This window comes from Blautia sp. LMAG:36, assembly GCF_008680535.1.
Lineage (GTDB): Bacteria > Bacillota > Clostridia > Lachnospirales > Lachnospiraceae > Blautia_A > Blautia_A fusiformis.
Genome location: NZ_NALB01000003.1, coordinates 47,216 through 66,274 on the forward strand (window position 1 = coordinate 47,216; position 19,059 = coordinate 66,274).

16 protein-coding genes are annotated in these 19,059 nt (G+C 46.7%); all 16 read left to right on the forward strand.

What is annotated here, in order from left to right; all coding sequences use genetic code 11:
- Positions 1 to 127: 127 nt before the first annotated feature.
- The 16 genes from CCC17_RS00450 (at position 128) to CCC17_RS00525 (ending at position 18,972) form a co-directional block, all read left to right on the forward strand.
- Complete coding sequence (locus CCC17_RS00450) at positions 128 to 1,123, forward strand: anthrax toxin lethal factor-related metalloendopeptidase (protein ID WP_237972185.1); 996 nt, start codon at positions 128 to 130, stop codon at positions 1,121 to 1,123.
- Positions 1,124 to 1,374: 251 nt separating this feature from the next.
- Complete coding sequence (gene rho, locus CCC17_RS00455) at positions 1,375 to 2,895, forward strand: transcription termination factor Rho (protein WP_173741329.1); 1,521 nt, start codon at positions 1,375 to 1,377, stop codon at positions 2,893 to 2,895.
- A 105-nt stretch (positions 2,896 to 3,000) separates the two neighbouring features.
- Complete coding sequence (gene rpmE, locus CCC17_RS00460; protein ID WP_015526151.1) at positions 3,001 to 3,204, forward strand: 50S ribosomal protein L31; 204 nt, start codon at positions 3,001 to 3,003, stop codon at positions 3,202 to 3,204.
- A 92-nt stretch (positions 3,205 to 3,296) separates the two neighbouring features.
- Positions 3,297 to 4,295: a DUF1385 domain-containing protein gene (locus tag CCC17_RS00465; RefSeq protein WP_129974728.1), complete on the forward strand. Its 999-nt coding sequence runs from the start codon at positions 3,297 to 3,299 to the stop codon at positions 4,293 to 4,295.
- Positions 4,282 to 5,169, forward strand: coding sequence for a peptide chain release factor N(5)-glutamine methyltransferase (gene prmC, locus CCC17_RS00470; RefSeq protein WP_022426857.1), 888 nt, complete (start codon positions 4,282 to 4,284; stop codon positions 5,167 to 5,169). Before CCC17_RS00465 ends, prmC begins: the two co-directional genes overlap by 14 nt.
- Positions 5,162 to 6,238: a peptide chain release factor 1 gene (gene prfA / locus CCC17_RS00475; RefSeq protein ID WP_015526148.1), complete on the forward strand. Its 1,077-nt coding sequence runs from the start codon at positions 5,162 to 5,164 to the stop codon at positions 6,236 to 6,238. The genes prmC and prfA overlap by 8 nt, the downstream gene beginning before the upstream one ends.
- A gap of 56 nt (positions 6,239 to 6,294) precedes the next feature.
- Positions 6,295 to 7,212: a nucleotidyltransferase family protein gene (locus CCC17_RS00480; protein ID WP_287082310.1), complete on the forward strand. Its 918-nt coding sequence runs from the start codon at positions 6,295 to 6,297 to the stop codon at positions 7,210 to 7,212.
- A 14-nt stretch (positions 7,213 to 7,226) separates the two neighbouring features.
- Complete coding sequence (glmM, locus tag CCC17_RS00485) at positions 7,227 to 8,573, forward strand: phosphoglucosamine mutase (protein ID WP_015526146.1); 1,347 nt, start codon at positions 7,227 to 7,229, stop codon at positions 8,571 to 8,573.
- An 8-nt stretch (positions 8,574 to 8,581) separates the two neighbouring features.
- Positions 8,582 to 9,640 carry a tetratricopeptide repeat protein gene (locus CCC17_RS00490; protein ID WP_287082312.1) on the forward strand — a complete coding sequence of 353 codons (1,059 nt, stop codon included), beginning with the start codon at positions 8,582 to 8,584 and terminating at the stop codon, positions 9,638 to 9,640.
- Position 9,641: 1 nt separating this feature from the next.
- The gene (hflX, locus tag CCC17_RS00495) at positions 9,642 to 10,877 is read left to right on the forward strand and encodes a GTPase HflX (protein WP_287082313.1); all 1,236 of its coding nucleotides are present in this window, start codon (positions 9,642 to 9,644) and stop codon (positions 10,875 to 10,877) included.
- 214 nt (positions 10,878 to 11,091) lie between these two features.
- On the forward strand, positions 11,092 to 13,464 hold the full coding sequence (locus tag CCC17_RS00500; RefSeq protein ID WP_287082315.1) for a ribonucleoside triphosphate reductase: 2,373 nt from the start codon (positions 11,092 to 11,094) through the stop codon (positions 13,462 to 13,464).
- A 334-nt stretch (positions 13,465 to 13,798) separates the two neighbouring features.
- On the forward strand, positions 13,799 to 14,239 hold the full coding sequence (locus CCC17_RS00505) for an ACT domain-containing protein (RefSeq protein WP_015526141.1): 441 nt from the start codon (positions 13,799 to 13,801) through the stop codon (positions 14,237 to 14,239).
- Between the two features lie 27 nt (positions 14,240 to 14,266).
- A complete protein-coding gene (locus tag CCC17_RS00510; RefSeq protein WP_022426863.1) occupies positions 14,267 to 14,938 on the forward strand; it encodes a response regulator transcription factor in 672 nt (223 codons plus the stop codon).
- Positions 14,939 to 14,945: 7 nt separating this feature from the next.
- Positions 14,946 to 16,004, forward strand: coding sequence for a sensor histidine kinase (locus CCC17_RS00515; RefSeq protein ID WP_287082317.1), 1,059 nt, complete (start codon positions 14,946 to 14,948; stop codon positions 16,002 to 16,004).
- Between the two features lie 186 nt (positions 16,005 to 16,190).
- Positions 16,191 to 16,958, forward strand: coding sequence for an ABC transporter ATP-binding protein (locus tag CCC17_RS00520; RefSeq protein WP_287082318.1), 768 nt, complete (start codon positions 16,191 to 16,193; stop codon positions 16,956 to 16,958).
- Positions 16,951 to 18,972 carry an ABC transporter permease gene (locus tag CCC17_RS00525; RefSeq protein ID WP_287082320.1) on the forward strand — a complete coding sequence of 674 codons (2,022 nt, stop codon included), beginning with the start codon at positions 16,951 to 16,953 and terminating at the stop codon, positions 18,970 to 18,972. The genes CCC17_RS00520 and CCC17_RS00525 overlap by 8 nt, the downstream gene beginning before the upstream one ends.
- Positions 18,973 to 19,059 lie beyond the last annotated feature (87 nt).

A 19,059-nucleotide genomic window follows, 5' to 3' on the forward strand; every position in this document is an offset into this window, starting at 1 on the left:
CATCTATGAACAAGAATCTGTGTGTTAATGCGGCCGTTTATTTCGTTAGAATAAGCGGTTTTTTGATGCCTAAAATCCGGTTTAGGTTGGAAACTGAAACGTCGGCTTTCAGAAAGGTGTGAATGATATGAAAAGAACAGATATCCGTAAAATTTTTACAGGCAGGAAAAAAGCTTTAGCAGGATGCCTTGCAGCTGTTATTGTACTGGCAGGTGGCTTTAATGTCTGGCAGTCGTCACAGGTTCCGGAATTTCCGGATTTTACAGATCCGGTAGTGGAGACTACCATCACAGAGGACGACACTCCACTTGCTTCAAAACCGAAGGTGACTACCAAAACGACTTCAAATACCAAGACAACCAGAAAAAAAGTTAAGCTGAAAAAAGCGGCGACCAAGACTTATACCAAGAAGCTTCCGACTACCAATAAGAAGAGTACGACCACAAAGAAAACAAACAGAAATACAACCGTAAAAACATTAAAGACAGTTAAGACTGCAACAACACAGAAATACACAAAGAAATCAAAAACAGCCGTTCAGACACGGAAAGTAACTACAACCATTCAGACGACCACAACAGTCATGGCGGCTTCAGCTACTGCCGGCAAAGCGAATGCAGCTTCCACAAAAAAAGTAGAAAGCATCAGCATGGACAGCAAATATTCAGTAAGCAATATTGCTTCCATTGCACCGAAGATGGACAGCAGGGTGCTCAAAGCCTACAAGAAGCTTGGATTTACTGTAACGATCGATCCGTCTGTTAACTACGGAGGTTGCTTTAACGCACATTCAAGAAGCATCATCCTTCGTTTTGAGAATGAGACAATCTACCATGAGCTGGGACATTTCCTTGCTTTTGTTGCGGGAAACGTAGACAGAACAAGTGATTTTGCCGCAGTTTATAACAGCGAAAAATCCAAATTTACAGGTATTAACAGAAGCTATGCAACGCAGAACAGTTCAGAATATTTTGCAGAATCAGTGCTTGAGTATGTAACAAGTCCGTCAACACTTAAGAGACAGAGACCAAAAACGTATGCAGCGATCGTGGCGGCTCTGAATAAAATTACCGATGAACGTATCCAGAGGGTCATGGATATATACGGACCGTTCTGGAGCTAAAAAAGAAGCATACAGGAATGTTGGATCTGTCCGGGAAGAGATCTCCCGGGCAGATTTTTTTCTTTTTTGTGAGAAAAGTATAAAAAAAATGTCGATAAATATTTCTTGCAATAGACTCTATAAGGTGTGTATAATGAAACATAAGCTGAAAACATGCTTTCATTCAAAAAAAGTGCAGCCATGTCAGGTTGTATCTGATTCCATAAACAACAAATATATAATTTATCAGATTTAAGAATAGAGGATTTAATATGAGAGAAAAGTATGAATCATTATCTCTGGCGGTGCTGAAGGATCTGGCAAAGGCGAGAGGGATGAAGGGAATTTCTACTCTGAGAAAACCGGCACTGATCGAGCGGATGCTGGAGGAGGACGTCAAAGAGTCCGACAGAGGAAATCCCGAAGAAGTACACAAAAGTACACCGGCAGAAAATACTGTAAAAGAAAAAAGCTATGATTCGGAAAAAACAGAATATCGTACCCGTCCGGCAGGGGAAGGACTTCAGGAGCAGCGGAAGGAATATCGTAGTGATAAGAATGAGCAGGAACACAGAAACACAAATATCCGCAGAGAGTACAACCGTGAATATAACCGGGAAGCTACAAGGGAGAACGGGAATGTCCCGTCAGAATCCACCCAGCTGGACAGTGGCGAAAAGGCTAACGGGATCCTGGAGGTCCTTCCGGATGGATATGGCTTTATCCGATGTGAGAATTATATGCCGGGTGAGAACGACATTTATGTTTCTCCTTCCCAGATCCGCCGCTTTAATTTAAAGACAGGTGATATCATCCAGGGAAATATTCGTATCAAGACCCAGGGAGAGAAGTTCAGTGCCCTTCTCTACGTATCTTCCATTAACGGTTTCCATCCGAGTGAGGGACAGAGACGGTATAATTTTGAAGATATGACACCGATCTTTCCGAATGAGAGACTTGTCATGGAGCGTGCAGGCGGTACAACGGCCATGCGTATCGTGGATCTGATCAGTCCTATAGGAAAGGGCCAGCGAGGAATGATCGTATCTCCGCCAAAGGCAGGTAAGACAACCCTTCTGAAAGATGTTGCCAAGTCTATCCTCAGGAATAACAGAGATATGCATCTGATCATTCTTCTGATCGATGAGCGCCCTGAGGAGGTTACCGATATCAGAGAGGCGATCCAGGGACCGAATGTGGAAGTGATCTATTCTACATTTGATGAGCTTCCGGAACATCATAAGAGAGTTTCCGAGATGGTTGTGGAGCGTGCGCGCCGTCTTGTAGAGCATAAACAGGATGTGATCATTCTTCTGGATTCGATCACACGACTTGCTAGAGCCTATAATCTGATCATCCCGCCAAGCGGAAGAACCTTATCCGGTGGTCTTGACCCGGCGGCTCTCCATATGCCCAAAAGATTTTTTGGCGCAGCCCGTAATATGCGCGAGGGCGGAAGCCTGACGATTCTGGCAACCGCACTTGTGGATACCGGAAGCAAGATGGACGATGTTATTTATGAGGAGTTCAAGGGAACCGGTAATATGGAACTTGTCCTGGATCGTAAATTACAGGAGAAACGGGTATTCCCGGCCATTGATATCCAGAAATCCGGAACCAGAAGAGAGGATCTGCTTCTCAGCAAGGATGAACAGGAAGCGGTTTATATTATGCGAAAAGCTCTCAACGGAATGAAAGCGGATGAGGCAGTAGAACAGATCCTGAATACCTTTGCCAGAACCAGGAACAATGCAGAACTGGTACAGACTGTAAAGAAACAGAAATTTTTATAAAGTCCTTGCATTTTACGGAAAGCTATGTTATACTTAGCAAGCTGTTTAAAATGGAATTCGTCAATTGAATACGAATAATATTAAATATATAGAGAGGTGAAAATCATGAGAGAAGGAATCCATCCGAACTACTATCAGGCAACTGTAACCTGCAACTGCGGAAACACTTTCGTAACAGGTTCTACTAAAGAGGACATCCATGTTGAGATCTGTTCCAAATGCCATCCGTTCTATACAGGACAGCAGAAGGCTACACAGGCTCGTGGACGTATCGATAAGTTCAACAAGAAATACGGCCTGAATAAGTAATTATTGCGAATACAGGAAATGAGAAGGTTGAGGTTGGGAAATCTCAACCTTTCTTTAACTGAAAAATTTTAAATTTGCACAGGAGAGAATGAATGAGATCATCGAATATCGGCGGACAGGCGGTCATGGAAGGCATCATGATGCGCCACAAGGACAAATATTCTATCGCAGTGCGCCGCCCGGACCAGGAGATCGAGCTGAAAGTAGAGGATTATAAATGTATCTTCGGAAATCACGCATTTCTGAAGAAACCGATCATCCGTGGTGTGGTAAGCTTTGTGGATTCTCTTGTGGTAGGCACGAAATGCCTGATGTATTCTGCGGAGATCGCAGGAGACGAGGAAGATGAGGAAACAGCCAGGAAGAATGAGCAGCTTACAGAAGAAGAGCGTTCTGCAAAGAAAGCCAAAGAGGATAAGCAGTTCAAGTGGCTTCTTTACATTACGGTAGCTATCTCCATGGTGGTTTCTGTGGCTGCTTTTATGTTTCTTCCGTATGTACTGGCCAGTCTGATCCGAGGGGTAGGTGCTTCGGAATTTCTGGTCACCATAGTGGAAGCCTTTGTGAAGCTGGCACTGTTTATGGGATATATGTTCCTGATCTCCAGAATGAAGGATATCCAGAGGACATTTATGTATCACGGTGCGGAGCACAAATGTATCAACTGTGTGGAGCATGGTCTGCCTCTGACGGTAGAGAATGTGTTAAAGAGTTCCAGGTTTCATAAGCGCTGTGGAACAAGCTTTCTGTTTCTGGTCATGCTGGTAAGTATTGTGCTGCATTTTGTGTTTGTGGCGGTGCCGTTTTACTGGGTGAGACTGCTGGGAAGACTTCTCATGGTACCGGTAGTTGCGGGGATTTCCTTTGAGATCATCCAGTGGGCAGGAAGAACAGACAGTAAATTTGCGGACATTATGAGTAAACCAGGTCTTGCCATGCAGAAATTCACCACAAAGGAGCCTGCTGCAGATATGGCAGAGGTAGCCATTAAAGCAGTTGAGGCTGTTTTTGATTGGAGAGCTTATCTGAAAGAGGAATTTGACCTGGACATCCCATATGAGACAGAGGAGACAGAAAATGCAGACTCTTGAGTCCCTTCTGAAAAAAGGTACAACAATACTGAAAGATAACGGATTGGAAGAAGCCGGGCTGGATGCCTGGCTCCTTCTGGAATTTAAGACCGGAAAGAATCGGGCATATTATTTTGCGCATGGAGATGAACCGGTGTCTGATGAGACCGCAGCAGAGTATCTTACGCTGATCGACAGGCGGGCAGGACATATTCCTGTACAGCAGCTGACTCATCAGGCTTTTTTTATGGGCTATGAGTTTTATGTAAACGAAAACGTGCTGATCCCGAGACAGGATACGGAGACTCTGGTGGAAGAGGCATTGAAACACCTTGGGGATGTGGAAAAACCGGAGATCCTGGATATGTGTACCGGCTCCGGCTGCATCCTGCTCAGCCTTCTTCTGGAACGGCAGGATGCCTGTGGGACCGGTGTGGATGTTTCACCGGAAGCACTGGAAGTGGCAAAAAAGAATGCAGGTATTCTAAAGGTGGAGAACCGGGCGGATTTTGTGGAAAGCGATCTGTTCTCAGCACCGTATTTTTGTGAAAAAGGTGGAAAAGATAGTGGGAAATATGATATCCTTATTTCAAACCCGCCTTATATCGCAACAGAAGAAATTGAAACACTGATGGAAGAAGTCCGCCTTCATGATCCGAGGAAGGCCCTTGACGGAATGGAAGACGGGCTTTATTTTTACAGAAAGATCACAGCAGAGGCCGGAAGGTACCTGAAACCAGGCGGATGGCTTCTGTATGAAATCGGCTGCACCCAGGGTGAGGCAGTCAGTACAATGATGAAAGCAGCCGGGTTTACCGGGGTTCAGATCGTAAAGGATCTGCCGGGCCTTGACCGTGTGGTGCTTGGACAGAAACAGGAGGAAATACATGTTTGATAAACTGGATGATCTGCTGGTACGTTTTGAAGAGCTTCTCAATGAGCTGGGAGAACCGGGAGTAACCGACGATCCGGCACATTTTCAGAAGCTGATGAAGGAGCAGAGCGACCTGCAGCCAATCGTTGACGCATATAAAGAATATAAGAAAAATAAGGAAACCATCGAGGACAGTCTTTCCATGCTGGAGAGCGAGAAGGACGAAGAGATGCGTGAAATGCTGAAGGAAGAGCTTTCCGATGCAAAAAAGAGAGTGGAGGAGCTGGAGCATGAACTGAAGATCCTTCTTCTTCCGAAGGACCCTAACGACAGCAAGAACGTTATCGTTGAGATCCGTGGAGGTGCAGGTGGTGATGAGGCAGCACTTTTTGCAGCAGAGATTTATCGTATGTATGTGAAATACGCGGAGTCCCGCCGCTGGAAAACCGAGATGCTCAGCCTCAATGAGAACGGCATCGGCGGCTTTAAGGAGGTTACCTTCATGATCAAGGGTGAGGGTGCATATTCCAGACTGAAATACGAAAGCGGTGTTCACCGTGTACAGCGAGTACCGGAGACAGAGTCCGGCGGAAGGATCCATACCTCTACCTGTACGGTAGCGATCATGCCGGAGGCAGAAGAAATTGATTTCCATCTGGATCTCAATGAGTGTAAATTCGATGTGTTCCGTGCATCCGGAAACGGTGGTCAGTGTGTCAACACCACAGACTCCGCAGTACGTCTTACTCATATCCCTACAGGAATCGTGATTTCCTGCCAGGATGAGAAGTCTCAGCTTAAGAACAAGGATAAAGCACTTCGTGTGCTCCGTTCCCGTCTGTATGAGATGGAGCTTGCCAAGCAGCATGACGCTGAGGCAGAGGCAAGGAGAAGCCAGATCGGTACAGGTGACCGCTCCGAGAAGATCCGTACCTACAACTTCCCTCAGGGACGTGTAACAGACCACAGGATCAAGCTTACCCTTCACCGTCTGGAAAATATCCTTAACGGAGACCTAGATGAGATTATTGACAGTCTGATCGCAGCAGACCAGGCAGTAAAGCTGACAAAGCTGAATGAACAGGAGTAAGCGCTGATTACAGCTACAGAGTTCAAAAAATTATAATAAATCAGGAGGAAACGAAAATGAAAAAGACAGCACTGGTGATCATGGCAGCCGGTATCGGCAGCCGTTTTGGAAAAGGAATCAAGCAGCTTGCACCGGTAGGCCCGAAGGGCGAGATCATTATGGACTATTCCATCCATGATGCACTGGAGGCAGGATTCAACAAGGTCGTATTTATCATCCGCAAAGACCTTGAAGATGAATTCAAAAAAGTGATCGGAGACCGTATCTCCAACATTACAGAAGTTGCTTATGCATTCCAGGAGATCGACGATCTTCCGGGCAATTTTACAAAACCGGCGGACCGTACCAAGCCATGGGGAACCGGACACGCTGTACTGGCAGCAAAGAAAGTCCTTTCCGAGCCATTCGCTGTGATCAATGCAGATGACTACTACGGAAAAGAAGCCTACGTAAAGGTGCATGACTACCTGGTACAGGATCATCCGCAGGATGGCCCGATGCACATCTGCATGGCAGGTTTCCGCCTTGGAAATACATTAAGTGACAACGGAAGCGTCACAAGAGGAGTGTGCCATATTGAGGACGGCAAGCTTGTGGGCGTTACAGAGACACATAACATCTTCAAGACAGCAGACGGCGCAGAGACAAGAAATGACGATGGTACAGCAGAAACACTGGATACAAAGAACCTTGTTTCCATGAATATGTGGGGACTGACACCGGAATTTATGGAGATCCTTGAGAAAGGCTTCGTTGAGTTCCTTGGTGGGATCAAAGAGGGAGACATCAAAAAAGAGTATCTTCTTCCTGAGCTTATCGACCAGCTGATCCATTCCGGAAAAGCAGCGGTAGATGTTCTTGAGACAAAGGACGAGTGGTTCGGTGTTACTTATCAGGAGGATAAGGCATCTGTACAGGCTGCATTCAAAAAACTTACAGATGACGGCGTTTATCCGGAAGGACTGTATCAGTAATAAAGGAGAACATTATGGGTAAATATTTCGGAACAGATGGTTTTCGTGGTGAAGCAAATGTAAAACTTACAGCAGATCATGCATTTCGCGTGGGACGTTATCTCGGCTGGTATTACGGCAGAGATCACAAGGCGAAGATCGTGATCGGCAAGGATACAAGAAGAAGCAGTTACATGTTTGAGTATGCCCTTGCGGCAGGACTTACCGCATCCGGAGCAGATGCCTATCTGCTTCATGTGACCACAACTCCAAGTGTATCCTATGTGGTACGTACAGAAGATTTTGACTGCGGTATCATGATTTCCGCAAGCCATAATCCGTTTAATGATAATGGAATCAAGGTCCTTAATGAGAACGGACAGAAGATTTCCGCAGATATTGAAGCACGTATCGAGGCATATCTGGACGGCGAGATCGAGGAGCTTCCGCTGGCAACCGGAGAAGATATCGGCTGTACTGTGGATTTTGCATCCGGAAGAAACCGTTATATCGGACATCTGATCTCTATCCCATGCCATGATTTCAAAAATATCAAGGTTGGGCTGGATTGCTCCAACGGAAGCTCATCCGCCATTGCCAAGAGCGTTTTTGACGCACTTCGTGCAAAAACCTATGTGATCAACAATGAGCCAAACGGAACCAACATCAACCGTGGCTGCGGTTCCACACACATTGAAGTTCTGAGACAGTTCGTGGTAGATAAAGGTCTGGATATCGGTTTTGCATACGATGGTGACGCAGACCGCTGTATCGCCGTAGACCACCGCGGAAACATCATTGACGGTGATAAGATCATGTATGTGTGCGGCAAATATTTAAGAGAGAAAGGCCAGCTCAACGGAAATACAGTTGTAACAACCGTTATGTCCAATCTTGGTCTTTACAAGTCTCTGGAGCGTGAAGGCATCGACTATGAGCAGACTGCAGTTGGTGATAAATACGTTGCCGAGAACATGATGGAAAACAATTACAGTATCGGTGGTGAACAGTCCGGACATATCATCTTCAGCCGCTATTCCGCTACCGGTGACGGGATCCTGACTTCTCTTATGATCATGGAGGCATGTGTGGATCAGAAGGCCACACTCTGCGACCTTGCAAAGGAGATGAAGGTTTATCCGCAGCTTCTCCGGAATGTGCGTGTTTCCGACAAGAAAACAGCACTGGAGAACGAAAAGGTAAAAGCAGCCATTGAGGCAGCCGCAGAGGCACTTGGTGATGACGGACGTATCCTGGTACGTGAGAGTGGTACAGAGCCGCTGATCCGTGTTATGGTAGAAGCGGGAACGGATGATCTCTGCCATAAATATGTAGATAGTGTTGTTGATGTGATGGAAGCCGAAGGGCTTGTTGTAGAATAAGGAATTCCATGAAAAAAACAAAGACCGTATTGATTCTTGCAGCCGTTACAGGAGTCTTGCTTCTGGGCGGCTGTGGCAGTGAAAAAACAAAAATATATGAACAGGCCGGAAAGGATCTTTCCCAGGGAAGCTACAAGTATGCCCTGGAGGAGTACCAGAGCTCTATCCAGAACGGAGTGAAGCTGGCACAGTCCTATCGCGGGGCAGGTATCGCAAGCTTGCGTCTTGGCAAATATGAGGATGCGGTGAATAGCTTCACGGAAGCTCTGAACTGCGATAAAGTAAGCAAAAGCCTTCGTAAGGATATCCTGTCCTACCGGGCTACTGCAGAGCTGAAGTCTGGAAAATACGAGGATGCCATGGCAGACTGCCAGACACTTGGAGAAGATTTTTCCATGGATGCAGGCAGTTATTTCCTCACCGGAAAGGTTGCCCTTGCCATGGATTCCTACGAAGAAGCCGCATCTAACTTCAAACAGGCCTATGGAGAAGATTCCACCTATGATATGGCGATCGAGATCTATGAGGCATATCTGGACAAGGATATGGAAGCGGACGGGACCAGATATCTGGAAGCTGCTCTTTCTTCTGAGGCCAAGGATGCCCAGGACCACTGTGACAGAGGCCGTGTCTACTATTATATGGAAGACTACAGCAACGCAAAAAAAGAGCTTCTGGAAGCAACCAAGAAGGATAATACGGAAGCATTGCTTCTTCTGGGAATGGTATATCTTGCCCAGGATGATGTGGAAAATGCCCAGGCAATGTACAAGCAGTATATTTCCGCAGTGGGTGATTCCGCCAAGGGCTATAATGGTCTGGCACTGTGCGATATCCGAAGCGGAGATTATGATTCCGCTCTTGATAACATCACAAAAGGCCTTCCGACAGCTACCACAGACGAGATGCAGAGTCTTCTGTTCAATGAGATCGTAGCCTATGAAAAAAAGCTGGATTTTGCTACTGCACTGACCAAGGTCCAGGAATATATTGAGATGTTCCCTGAAGATTCCGCTGCAAAAAAAGAGCGGGCTTTCCTGAAAACCAGAACGTCTTCGGAGGGCTGATATGGAATATTTTGAGGAAATACAGGACAGGGTTATCCTGATCGGTGTCCAGGCAGATCGGGGGGATGACATGGAGGAATCCCTGGATGAGCTTGGAGAACTTGCGGCTACGGCAGGTGCGGCGGTTGCAGGCAGGATCATTCAGAATCGTGAGGCCGTACATCCGGGTACCTATATCGGAAAAGGCAAGATCGAAGAGGTAAAAGGTCTTCTCTATGCCCTGGATGCCAATGGTGTGATCTGTGACGATGAGCTTTCTCCTGCCCAGATGAATAATCTGGAGCGGGAGCTGGAGTGCAAGGTTATGGATCGTACCCTGCTGATCCTTGACATTTTTGCGAAGCGTGCCGTCACAAGTGAAGGCAAGATCCAGGTAGAGCTTGCACAGCTTCGTTACCGGTCTGCACGTCTTGTGGGACTACGTTCTTCTCTTTCGCGACTTGGAGGAGGAATCGGAACCAGAGGCCCTGGTGAGAAAAAGCTGGAGACAGACCGTCGTCTGATCCGGAACAGGATTTCCGCACTGAAGCAGGAGCTTTCCCAGGTGGAAAAGCACAGAGAGCTGATCCGTTCCAGAAGAGCTGTGGGAAATCTGAAGACAGCAGCCATTGTCGGTTATACCAATGCAGGAAAGTCAACGCTTCTGAATACACTGACAGGCGCCTCGGTGCTTTCGGAGGATAAGCTGTTTGCCACACTGGATCCGACTACCCGTCTTCTGACGCTGGATGACGGACAGCAGCTTCTTCTTACGGATACCGTAGGCTTTATCCGCAAGCTTCCGCACAATCTGGTGGAAGCCTTCAAGAGTACTCTGGAGGAAGCCAAATATGCGGATTATATCATTCATGTGGTAGATGCATCCAATCCTCAGGCGGAGGTGCAGATGCATATCGTATATGAAACCCTGAAAGAGCTTGGTGCCCTGGGAAAAAAGACGATCACACTTTTTAACAAGCAGGACCGTGTTTCCGGGGAGAGCTTTCGGGATCTCCGAGCAGACCATACGCTGAAGATTTCCGCACGGACAGGAGAGGGGCTTGAGGAATTTAAGCAGCTTCTTTCTGAGATACTGGCAGAAGGACAGATTTATATGGAACGGCTTTTTCCTTATTCGGAGGCCGGTCAGATCCAGCTGATCCGTGAGTATGGACAGCTTCTTTCGGAAGAGTATACCGAAGGAGGGATTGCTGTAAAAGCAAGAGTTCCGCGGGAAATCTATCCGAAAGTCACATAATGTTAAAATATCTACTCAGTACCATATATAGTACCGTGAACAAAACGGGCACTATATATGGTACTTTTTATGTTGACGCAAAGAGGCGTGTCTGATACAATAAGCCTACAGCGCTTTGAACACAGATTGTGAAACGGAGTGTGTTCGTAAGCAGGCAAGTGAGGCGGAATGGAATATCCGCTTATAAATAAATGCATGAGGGAGGCATTTTCTTATGTTTCAGGTAGTAAAAAGAGACGGTGAATTAGACGAATTTAAAATGGGGAAGATCACCGCGGCAATTGACAAGGCATTTGATGCCAAAGGTAAGAATTACAGTTCGGATATGATCGATCTTCTGGGACTTCGTGTTACAGCGGATTTTCAGAATAAGATCGAGAACAACCGGATTTCTGTTGAGGATATCCAGGACAGTGTGGAGAACGTACTGATCCAGGCCGGATATTCTGATGTTGCCAAGGCGTATATCCTTTATCGTAAGCAGCGTGAGAAGATCCGCAATATGAAATCCACCATCCTTGACTATAAAGAAATCGTAAACAGCTATGTAAAGGTTGAGGACTGGCGTGTAAAGGAGAACTCAACGGTTACTTATTCTGTAGGAGGTCTGATCTTAAGCAACTCCGGAGCAGTTACCGCAAACTACTGGCTGTCTGAGATCTACGACAACGAGATCGCAGATGCACACAGAAATGCAGATATCCATATCCATGATCTGTCCATGCTGACCGGTTACTGTGCAGGCTGGTCCCTGAAGCAGCTGATCCGAGAGGGACTTGGTGGTATTGAGGGTAAGATCACTTCTGCACCTGCAAAGCATTTAAGTGTACTCTGCAACCAGATGGTAAATTTCCTGGGTATCATGCAGAACGAGTGGGCGGGCGCACAGGCATTTTCATCCTTTGATACTTATCTGGCACCTTTTGTAAAGGCAGACAACCTTTCCTATCCGGAGGTTAAGAAATGCATTGAGTCCTTTGTATATGGCGTAAATACTCCAAGCCGCTGGGGCACTCAGGCACCATTTTCCAACATTACACTGGACTGGACCGTTCCGGACGACCTTGCAGAGCTTCCGGCTATCGTAGGCGGCAAGGACATGGATTTCAAATATAAGGACTGTAAGAAAGAAATGGATATGGTCAATAAGGCATTTATCGAGACCATGATCGAGGGAGATGCCAACGGACGTGGATTCCAGTATCCGATCCCGACCTACTCCATCACAAAGGAATTCGACTGGTCTGATACCGAGAACAACCGTCTTCTCTTTGAGATGACTTCCAAGTACGGTACTCCGTATTTTTCCAATTATATCAACAGTGATATGAAGCCAAGCGACATCCGCAGCATGTGCTGCCGCCTCCGCCTGGATCTCCGTGAGCTCCGCAAAAAGAGTGGGGGATTCTTTGGCTCCGGTGAGAGTACAGGCTCTGTAGGCGTTGTTACCATCAATATGCCGCGTATCGCATACCTTTCCAGAACGCCGAAGGAATTTTATCAGCGCCTGGACCACATGATGGATATCTCCGCAAGATCTCTTCATATCAAGAGAGATGTGATCAGTAGGCTTCTGGATGAGGGACTGTATCCGTACACGAAGAGATATCTTGGAAGCTTTGACAATCATTTTTCCACCATCGGTCTTGTGGGAATGAACGAAGCGGGCTTAAATGCCTGCTGGCTGAAAAAAGACATGACAGATCCGGAAACCCAGAAGTTTACAAAAGAGGTTCTGGAGCATATGAGAAGCCGTCTTTCAGACTATCAGGAGCAGTATCCGGGAGAGCTTTTCAACCTGGAGGCAACACCGGCAGAGTCCACTGCATACCGTCTTGCCAAACACGACAGAAGCCGTTATCCGGATATCAAAACAGCAGGAAAAGAGGGCGACACTCCGTATTACACAAACAGCTCTCATCTGCCGGTTGATTACACTGCGGATATTTTTGACGCACTGGATATTCAGGACGATCTGCAGACTCTGTATACTTCAGGAACCGTATTCCATGCATTCCTTGGGGAGAAGCTTCCGGACTGGAAGGCAGCGGCAGCGCTGGTACGTAAGATCGCAGAGAATTATCGCCTGCCCTATTACACCATCTCACCGACCTATTCCGTATGTCAGGAGCATGGCTACATCAGCGGCGAGCATTTCACCTGCCCGAAATGTGGAAAGAAGGCTGAGGTTTACAGCCGTATCACAGGATATTACCGCCCTGTACAGAACTGGAACGATGGTAAGACCCAGGAGTACAAGAACCGTACCCTCTATGATATTACCCATTCCCAGCTGAAAAAGGTCCACACCAGTGTGATGACCATGAAGGGTGACGAGGTGGAGATCCAGCCTGTAGAAACTCATAAATATCTTTTTACGACTAGCACTTGTCCGAACTGCCGTATGGCAAAGAAAATGCTGGAAGGCGAAGAACTGGAGATTATCGATGCTGAGCAGAATCCCGAGCTTGTCAAGCAGTATGGGATCCGTCAGGCGCCGACGCTTGTCATTACTGACGGGGCGAAGGTTAGGAAGTATGTGAATGCTTCTAATATACAGAAGTATGTAGACGAAGAGTTGGATTGAGTTTTTTGCCAAAATAACTGTAAGTAAAAAATGGATGGCTGGACGCATGTCTGTTGGATGTGTGTCTGGCCTTTTTTATATTGGGAATTTTATGTTATGATATTTTATGTTTGAGATTTGGGGCCTGGAAAAGATGGTTGACATTTCATGTCGAGATGGGTATACTTATACCTAAATTTAATGATTAAAAGCGTTACGCTTTAACGTATGAATGTATACGCGAAACGCTCCATCCCGGAAGGGCCCCGCTGGGGAAGGGATTCACTTCCACCAAATTTCATGCTAAAATAAAAAAAGAAAATAAAAAAGAATAACAGAAAAGAGGAAAATTATTATGGTAAAACAGAACATCGTCTTCGTAGAAAACACTCCAGGCAGTCTTCAGAAAGTTACAAAGATTCTTGCAGAGAATCAGATCGATATCTACGGTTTCGGCTGCTTTGACGCACCGGAGTTTGCAAACTTCCGTATGGTATGCGACAATCCGGAAAGAGCAGATGAGATCATGGCTGAGCATGGATACATGACTCGTATCACACAGGCTATCTTGGTAGACCTTCAGGATGAGATCGGTGGGTTAGACAAGCTTCTTAGTGTCATGGGCGACAGCAACGTAAACCTTCATTACATCTACACCTTCTTCCACAGAGGCCTGAAAGTTCCGGTAGCGATCATGCACTGTGAGGATCTTCTGGTTGCAGAGAGTGTTCTCCGTAACAATGGATTCCAGGTTCTGAACCGCCTGGTAGATCCGGATGGAGAAGCAGAGGCGTAATCAATCGCATAAAAGGGACAAACAGGAATGAAGTATCGTATTTTTATTGTAGAAGATGACGAAACAATCGCGAATCTTCTGAAAAAGCATCTCAGTTCCTGGGGATATGACGTTTTTCTGGCTGAGGATTTTTCCAATATACTGCAGGAATTTGCGGGGAAAGATCCTCAGCTTGTTCTTCTGGATCTGAAACTTCCATTTTATAATGGCTTTCACTGGTGTGAGGAAATCCGAAAGGTTTCCCAGGTGCCGGTGATCTTCATCTCCTCCGCAGCGGATAACATGAACATGGTCATGGCCATGAGCCGTGGAGCCGATGACTTTATTGCCAAGCCTTTTGATATGGACGTACTGGTGGCCAAGATCCAGGCAATCCTCCGCAGAACCTATTCCTTCGGAAACCCGGGAAATGTCCTGGAACATAAAGGCGCGGTTCTCAATCTTTCCAGAGCGACACTGACCTGGAACGGGGAGGAGACAGAACTGACCAGAAATGAACTGCGTATCTTGGAACTGCTTTTTTCCCAGGCAGGGAAACCGGTATCCAGAGATGCCATTATGACAAAACTGTGGGAAAGTGACAGCTTTGTGGATGACAACACCCTGACCGTAAACATTACACGCCTTCGCAAAAAACTGGAGGCGGCAGGCCTTGTGGATTTTATCATCACGCGAAAAGGTCTTGGATATATGGTGTGAGGTTTTTATGGAATCATTTCGAGCATATTTAAAACAGACAAAAATTTTTTTCATCGCCTGTGTTTTTATGGCGGCTGTGTCGACAGCAGTGATCTGCCTGTACCAGCTTCCCCTGGAGGCGGCGGTCTATCTGGCAGTTCTGTGGCTGGGAGCAGGAGCTGCCGTTTTTTTATACGGTTATGCCTGTTACAGACAGAAGGTGCAGAACTTAATCCTGGTGGAAAAAGCTCCGGAGATTAATCTGGGCCGGCTGGGCGAGACCACCGATGAGGTGGAGCTTCTTTACAGGGATATCATCCGGAAACTGGACGGCATGCGGATGGGTGCGGAGACAGAACGGCAGCGTTCTCTGGAAGAAATGACCGATTACTACACTATGTGGGCACATCAGATCAAGACGCCGATCTTTGCTCTACGCCTGCTGATTCGGGAGGAGCCGGAGGAGAACCGGGAGTCCCTGGCACAGCTTTTTCGCATTGAACAGTATGTGGAGATGGTGCTGGGCTACCTTCGCACGGAGGACATGTCCGCCGATCTGAAGCTGACCCGATGCTCGCTGGATCGGATCATCCGGGAGCAGATCCATAAATACGCAGGGATCTTTGTGTCAAAAAAGCTTTCGTTATCATATGAGGGGACAGATGCGATCGTTCTTACCGATGAAAAATGGCTTGGTTTTGTCATTGGACAGATTCTTTCCAATGCATTGAAATATACAAGAACGGGCGGCATTGAAATCTGGCTGGAGGATGAGCGTGGAAACAGGGTATCTGAGGATCCAAATTTGAAGCAGAATACGGCCCCGGGGATTTGTAATACGGCCCCGGCAACTCTGGTCATCGCAGACTCCGGCATCGGAATCCAGCCGGAGGATCTTCCGCGCATCTTCGAAAAAGGCTACACAGGCGTCAATGGACGGGAGGACAACCGTGCTACCGGGATCGGTCTGTATTTAAGCCGGAAGATCCTGAGAAAACTGGGTCACGAGATCACTGTGGATTCCCAGGTGGATAAAGGCACGGAAGTTCGGATGAGCCTGTGGAAAAAAGATCTGGAGATGTATTAACCTTACACAAATGTAAGCTTCCTCCGTAAAATGTAAGCCACTTCGATGGCAGCCGCCGGAGAATTTTCTTATACTGAAACCATAACATAGCGTTTCGGGTAATTCTTACATCAGGTTCGATTGCTTTAGAACATGATGCACGACTCCCTGGATCGCTGTAAATACAGATAAGAAAGGAATTAGCGTATGGAATTACTGGAAGTAACAAATGTAAAAAAGATATACAGCACCCGCTTCGGCGGAAATAAAGTGCAGGCACTTTTCAATGTGACATTTTCGGTGGAAGAAGGAGAATATGTGGCGATCATGGGAGAGTCCGGTTCCGGAAAAACAATACTTCTGAATATTCTGGCAGCCCTGGACCGCCCCACATCCGGCGAAGTGCTTCTGGAAGGAAAAAGCATTACTCACCTGACAGAAAAAGAAATTTCCGCATTCCGTCGGAAGAACTTAGGCTTTGTGTTCCAGGATTTCAATCTTCTGGACACCTTCAGCCTCCGGGACAATATTTATCTTCCTCTCGTGCTGGCAGGGGAAGATTATCAGGAGATGGAGCAGAAGATCCGTCCCATTGCAAAAGCCCTTCACATCAACCAGCTTCTGGAAAAATTCCCCTACGAGGTTTCCGGCGGACAGAAGCAGAGAGCAGCAGTTGCAAGGGCACTGATCACAGATCCGAAGCTGATCCTTGCGGACGAACCGACCGGAGCCCTGGATTCCCGTGCAGCCTCCGATCTTCTTTCCATGTTCAATGAGGTAAATCGGGAAGGCCAGACCATTCTCATGGTAACTCACAGCGCGCAGGCCGCCAGCCACGCATCCAGAGTACTTTTTATCAAGGATGGCGAAGTGTTCCACCAGATCTACCGTGGCACAAAAACAAGACAGGAAATGTACCAGATGATTGCAGATACCCTGACGATCCTTACGACAGGCGGTGAGACCTATGCGTAAAGGAATGTTTGGAAAACTGGCAGTGCAGAACATCCGGAATAACCGGAGCACCTATGTTCCCCATATGCTTACCTGCATTTTCTGCATTGCCATGATGTATATGATGGAATTTCTGCGGGACTGTCCCACATTGGAGAAAGCAGTGCCCCAGGCAGCAGAAGTGAGGATGATCGTAGGAACCGGTGAAGTGGTTGTTGGAATTTTCTGCGTTATCTTTCTGATCTACAGCAACAGTTTTCTCATGAAACACAGACAGAAAGAAATCGGGCTTTACAACATTCTGGGACTGGAAAAAGGCCATATCGGAAAAGTGATGTTTCTGGAAACAATCATGACTTCGCTGCTTTCTCTGACGGCAGGGATCGGGATTGGCATCCTTGGAAGCAAGCTCTCCCTGCTTTTGCTTTTCCGTTTTCTTCATGTTCCGGCAGTGCTGGGATTTTATGTTTCCATTACAGGAATCCTGTTTTGCATCGCAGGATTTGGAGGGATTTTTCTTGTTATTCTGGCACTGAATCTTACCAGAGTAAGGATGAATAACCCCATAGAACTTCTGAGAGGCGGAAACACAGGAGAGAAGGAGCCCCGGGCAAAATGGCTCATGGCACTTCTGGGGATGATTTCTCTTGGAGTGGGATATTATCTGGCAGTAACCACGGAATCCCCAATCCAGGCAATTTTCATTTTTCTTCTGGCAGTGATTCTGGTTATGGCAGGAACGTATCTTCTTTTTACCGCAGGAAGCATTGTAATCCTGAAACTTTTGCGAAAGAACAAAAAGTTCTACTATAAAACCGGCAACTTTATCAGTGTCTCCGGCATGATCTATCGTATGAAACAAAATGCGGCAGGCCTGGCCAGCATCTGTATTTTAAGTACAGGAGTGCTCCTGCTTCTTTCTATGACTGTGTCGCTGTATTTTGGAATGGGTGACATCATGGTGAACCGGTATCCTTTTGATACGGATGCCAGGATTTCGGGCATCAGCCAGGAACAGAGTGAACAGATTCAGAAAGTTTTTGCACAGGCAATCAAAAATGATCAGGTGCCGGCAGAAAAAACAGTGGACGAAACTTATCTCGAGATCGGCTGCAGGCAGGAAAAAAACGGTATTATGATCGGACAGGCTTACAGTTACTCAGAAGATGGAAAATCCGTAGATCTGTATACGATCCGTCAGTCTGAGTATGAGAAACTTACCGGTGAAAAAACAGATCTTCACGACGGCGAGATCTTTGCCTGGTATCCGTCTGAAAAGGAAAAAGACATATTAAAAATTGATGACCGGGATTTTGCAGTAAAAAAATGGCTGGAAAAAGCACCTTTAAGTGCCATGAACAATCTGGTATCCAATATGGCGGCAATTGTTGTGACGGATTCCGATTTCGAGTATATTGACGGGCTTCGGACAAAGATGTATGAAGGTCTTGATGCCTACGAGGCTGGAAAAGATCTCACAGTTCATTTGGGTGTAGATATCCGTGGCAGCGGGGAGGAAAAGATCCGGTATGGCCAGGCTGTTTATCAGGCACTGAAAGATTACTGCAGAAGCGGTGGCTTTTCAGAGAATACCATCGTGATCGGTGGTGTCCGCCAGAGTGAGTACGAAACGTATTATGTAGATAATGGAACGATCCTGTTTATTGGAATCTTTTTGGGAGCACTGTTCCTTATGGGAACGGCGATGATCATTTACTACAAACAGATCTCAGAGGGCTACGAAGATCAGGGAAGGTTCCAGATCATGCAGAAAGTAGGTATGAGCCGCAGAGAGGTGAAAGGAGCTATCCGCAGACAGATCCTTCTGGTATTTTTTATCCCGCTTGTGATGGCAATGGTGCATATTTCCATGGCATTTCCGCTGATCCGCCGGCTCCTGCTGCTGTTCGGAATGGCCAATACAAAATTGTACGTGGGCTGCACTGCGGGAACGGTTCTGGCCTTTGCGCTGGTCTATGGACTGATCTACTCCATGACAGCCAGATCTTACTATAAAATAGTGGAAAAAGCATAAAATCGGTGAAAAAGCACAGCTGTGTTTGCTGTGAAGTATTGAAGTTTTGATATGGCAATGCTACAATAAAGGGGCGTGTCAGGAAGC

Bases quoted from the DNA above. Each gene is read 5' to 3' on its own strand.
- prfA (WP_015526148.1), top strand. From the start codon at position 5,162: ATGTTTGATAAACTGGATGATCTGCTGGTACGTTTTGAAGAGCTTCTC.
- hflX (WP_287082313.1), top strand. From the start codon at position 9,642: ATGGAATATTTTGAGGAAATACAGGACAGGGTTATCCTGATCGGTGTC.
- CCC17_RS00515 (WP_287082317.1), top strand. From the start codon at position 14,946: ATGGAATCATTTCGAGCATATTTAAAACAGACAAAAATTTTTTTCATC.
- glmM (WP_015526146.1), top strand. From the start codon at position 7,227: ATGGGTAAATATTTCGGAACAGATGGTTTTCGTGGTGAAGCAAATGTA.
- CCC17_RS00525 (WP_287082320.1), top strand. From the start codon at position 16,951: ATGCGTAAAGGAATGTTTGGAAAACTGGCAGTGCAGAACATCCGGAAT.
- prmC (WP_022426857.1), top strand. From the start codon at position 4,282: ATGCAGACTCTTGAGTCCCTTCTGAAAAAAGGTACAACAATACTGAAA.
- CCC17_RS00490 (WP_287082312.1), top strand. From the start codon at position 8,582: ATGAAAAAAACAAAGACCGTATTGATTCTTGCAGCCGTTACAGGAGTC.
- CCC17_RS00505 (WP_015526141.1), top strand. From the start codon at position 13,799: ATGGTAAAACAGAACATCGTCTTCGTAGAAAACACTCCAGGCAGTCTT.
- CCC17_RS00510 (WP_022426863.1), top strand. From the start codon at position 14,267: ATGAAGTATCGTATTTTTATTGTAGAAGATGACGAAACAATCGCGAAT.
- CCC17_RS00450 (WP_237972185.1), top strand. From the start codon at position 128: ATGAAAAGAACAGATATCCGTAAAATTTTTACAGGCAGGAAAAAAGCT.
- rpmE (WP_015526151.1), top strand. From the start codon at position 3,001: ATGAGAGAAGGAATCCATCCGAACTACTATCAGGCAACTGTAACCTGC.
- CCC17_RS00465 (WP_129974728.1), top strand. From the start codon at position 3,297: ATGAGATCATCGAATATCGGCGGACAGGCGGTCATGGAAGGCATCATG.
- rho (WP_173741329.1), top strand. From the start codon at position 1,375: ATGAGAGAAAAGTATGAATCATTATCTCTGGCGGTGCTGAAGGATCTG.
- CCC17_RS00520 (WP_287082318.1), top strand. From the start codon at position 16,191: ATGGAATTACTGGAAGTAACAAATGTAAAAAAGATATACAGCACCCGC.
- CCC17_RS00480 (WP_287082310.1), top strand. From the start codon at position 6,295: ATGAAAAAGACAGCACTGGTGATCATGGCAGCCGGTATCGGCAGCCGT.
- CCC17_RS00500 (WP_287082315.1), top strand. From the start codon at position 11,092: ATGTTTCAGGTAGTAAAAAGAGACGGTGAATTAGACGAATTTAAAATG.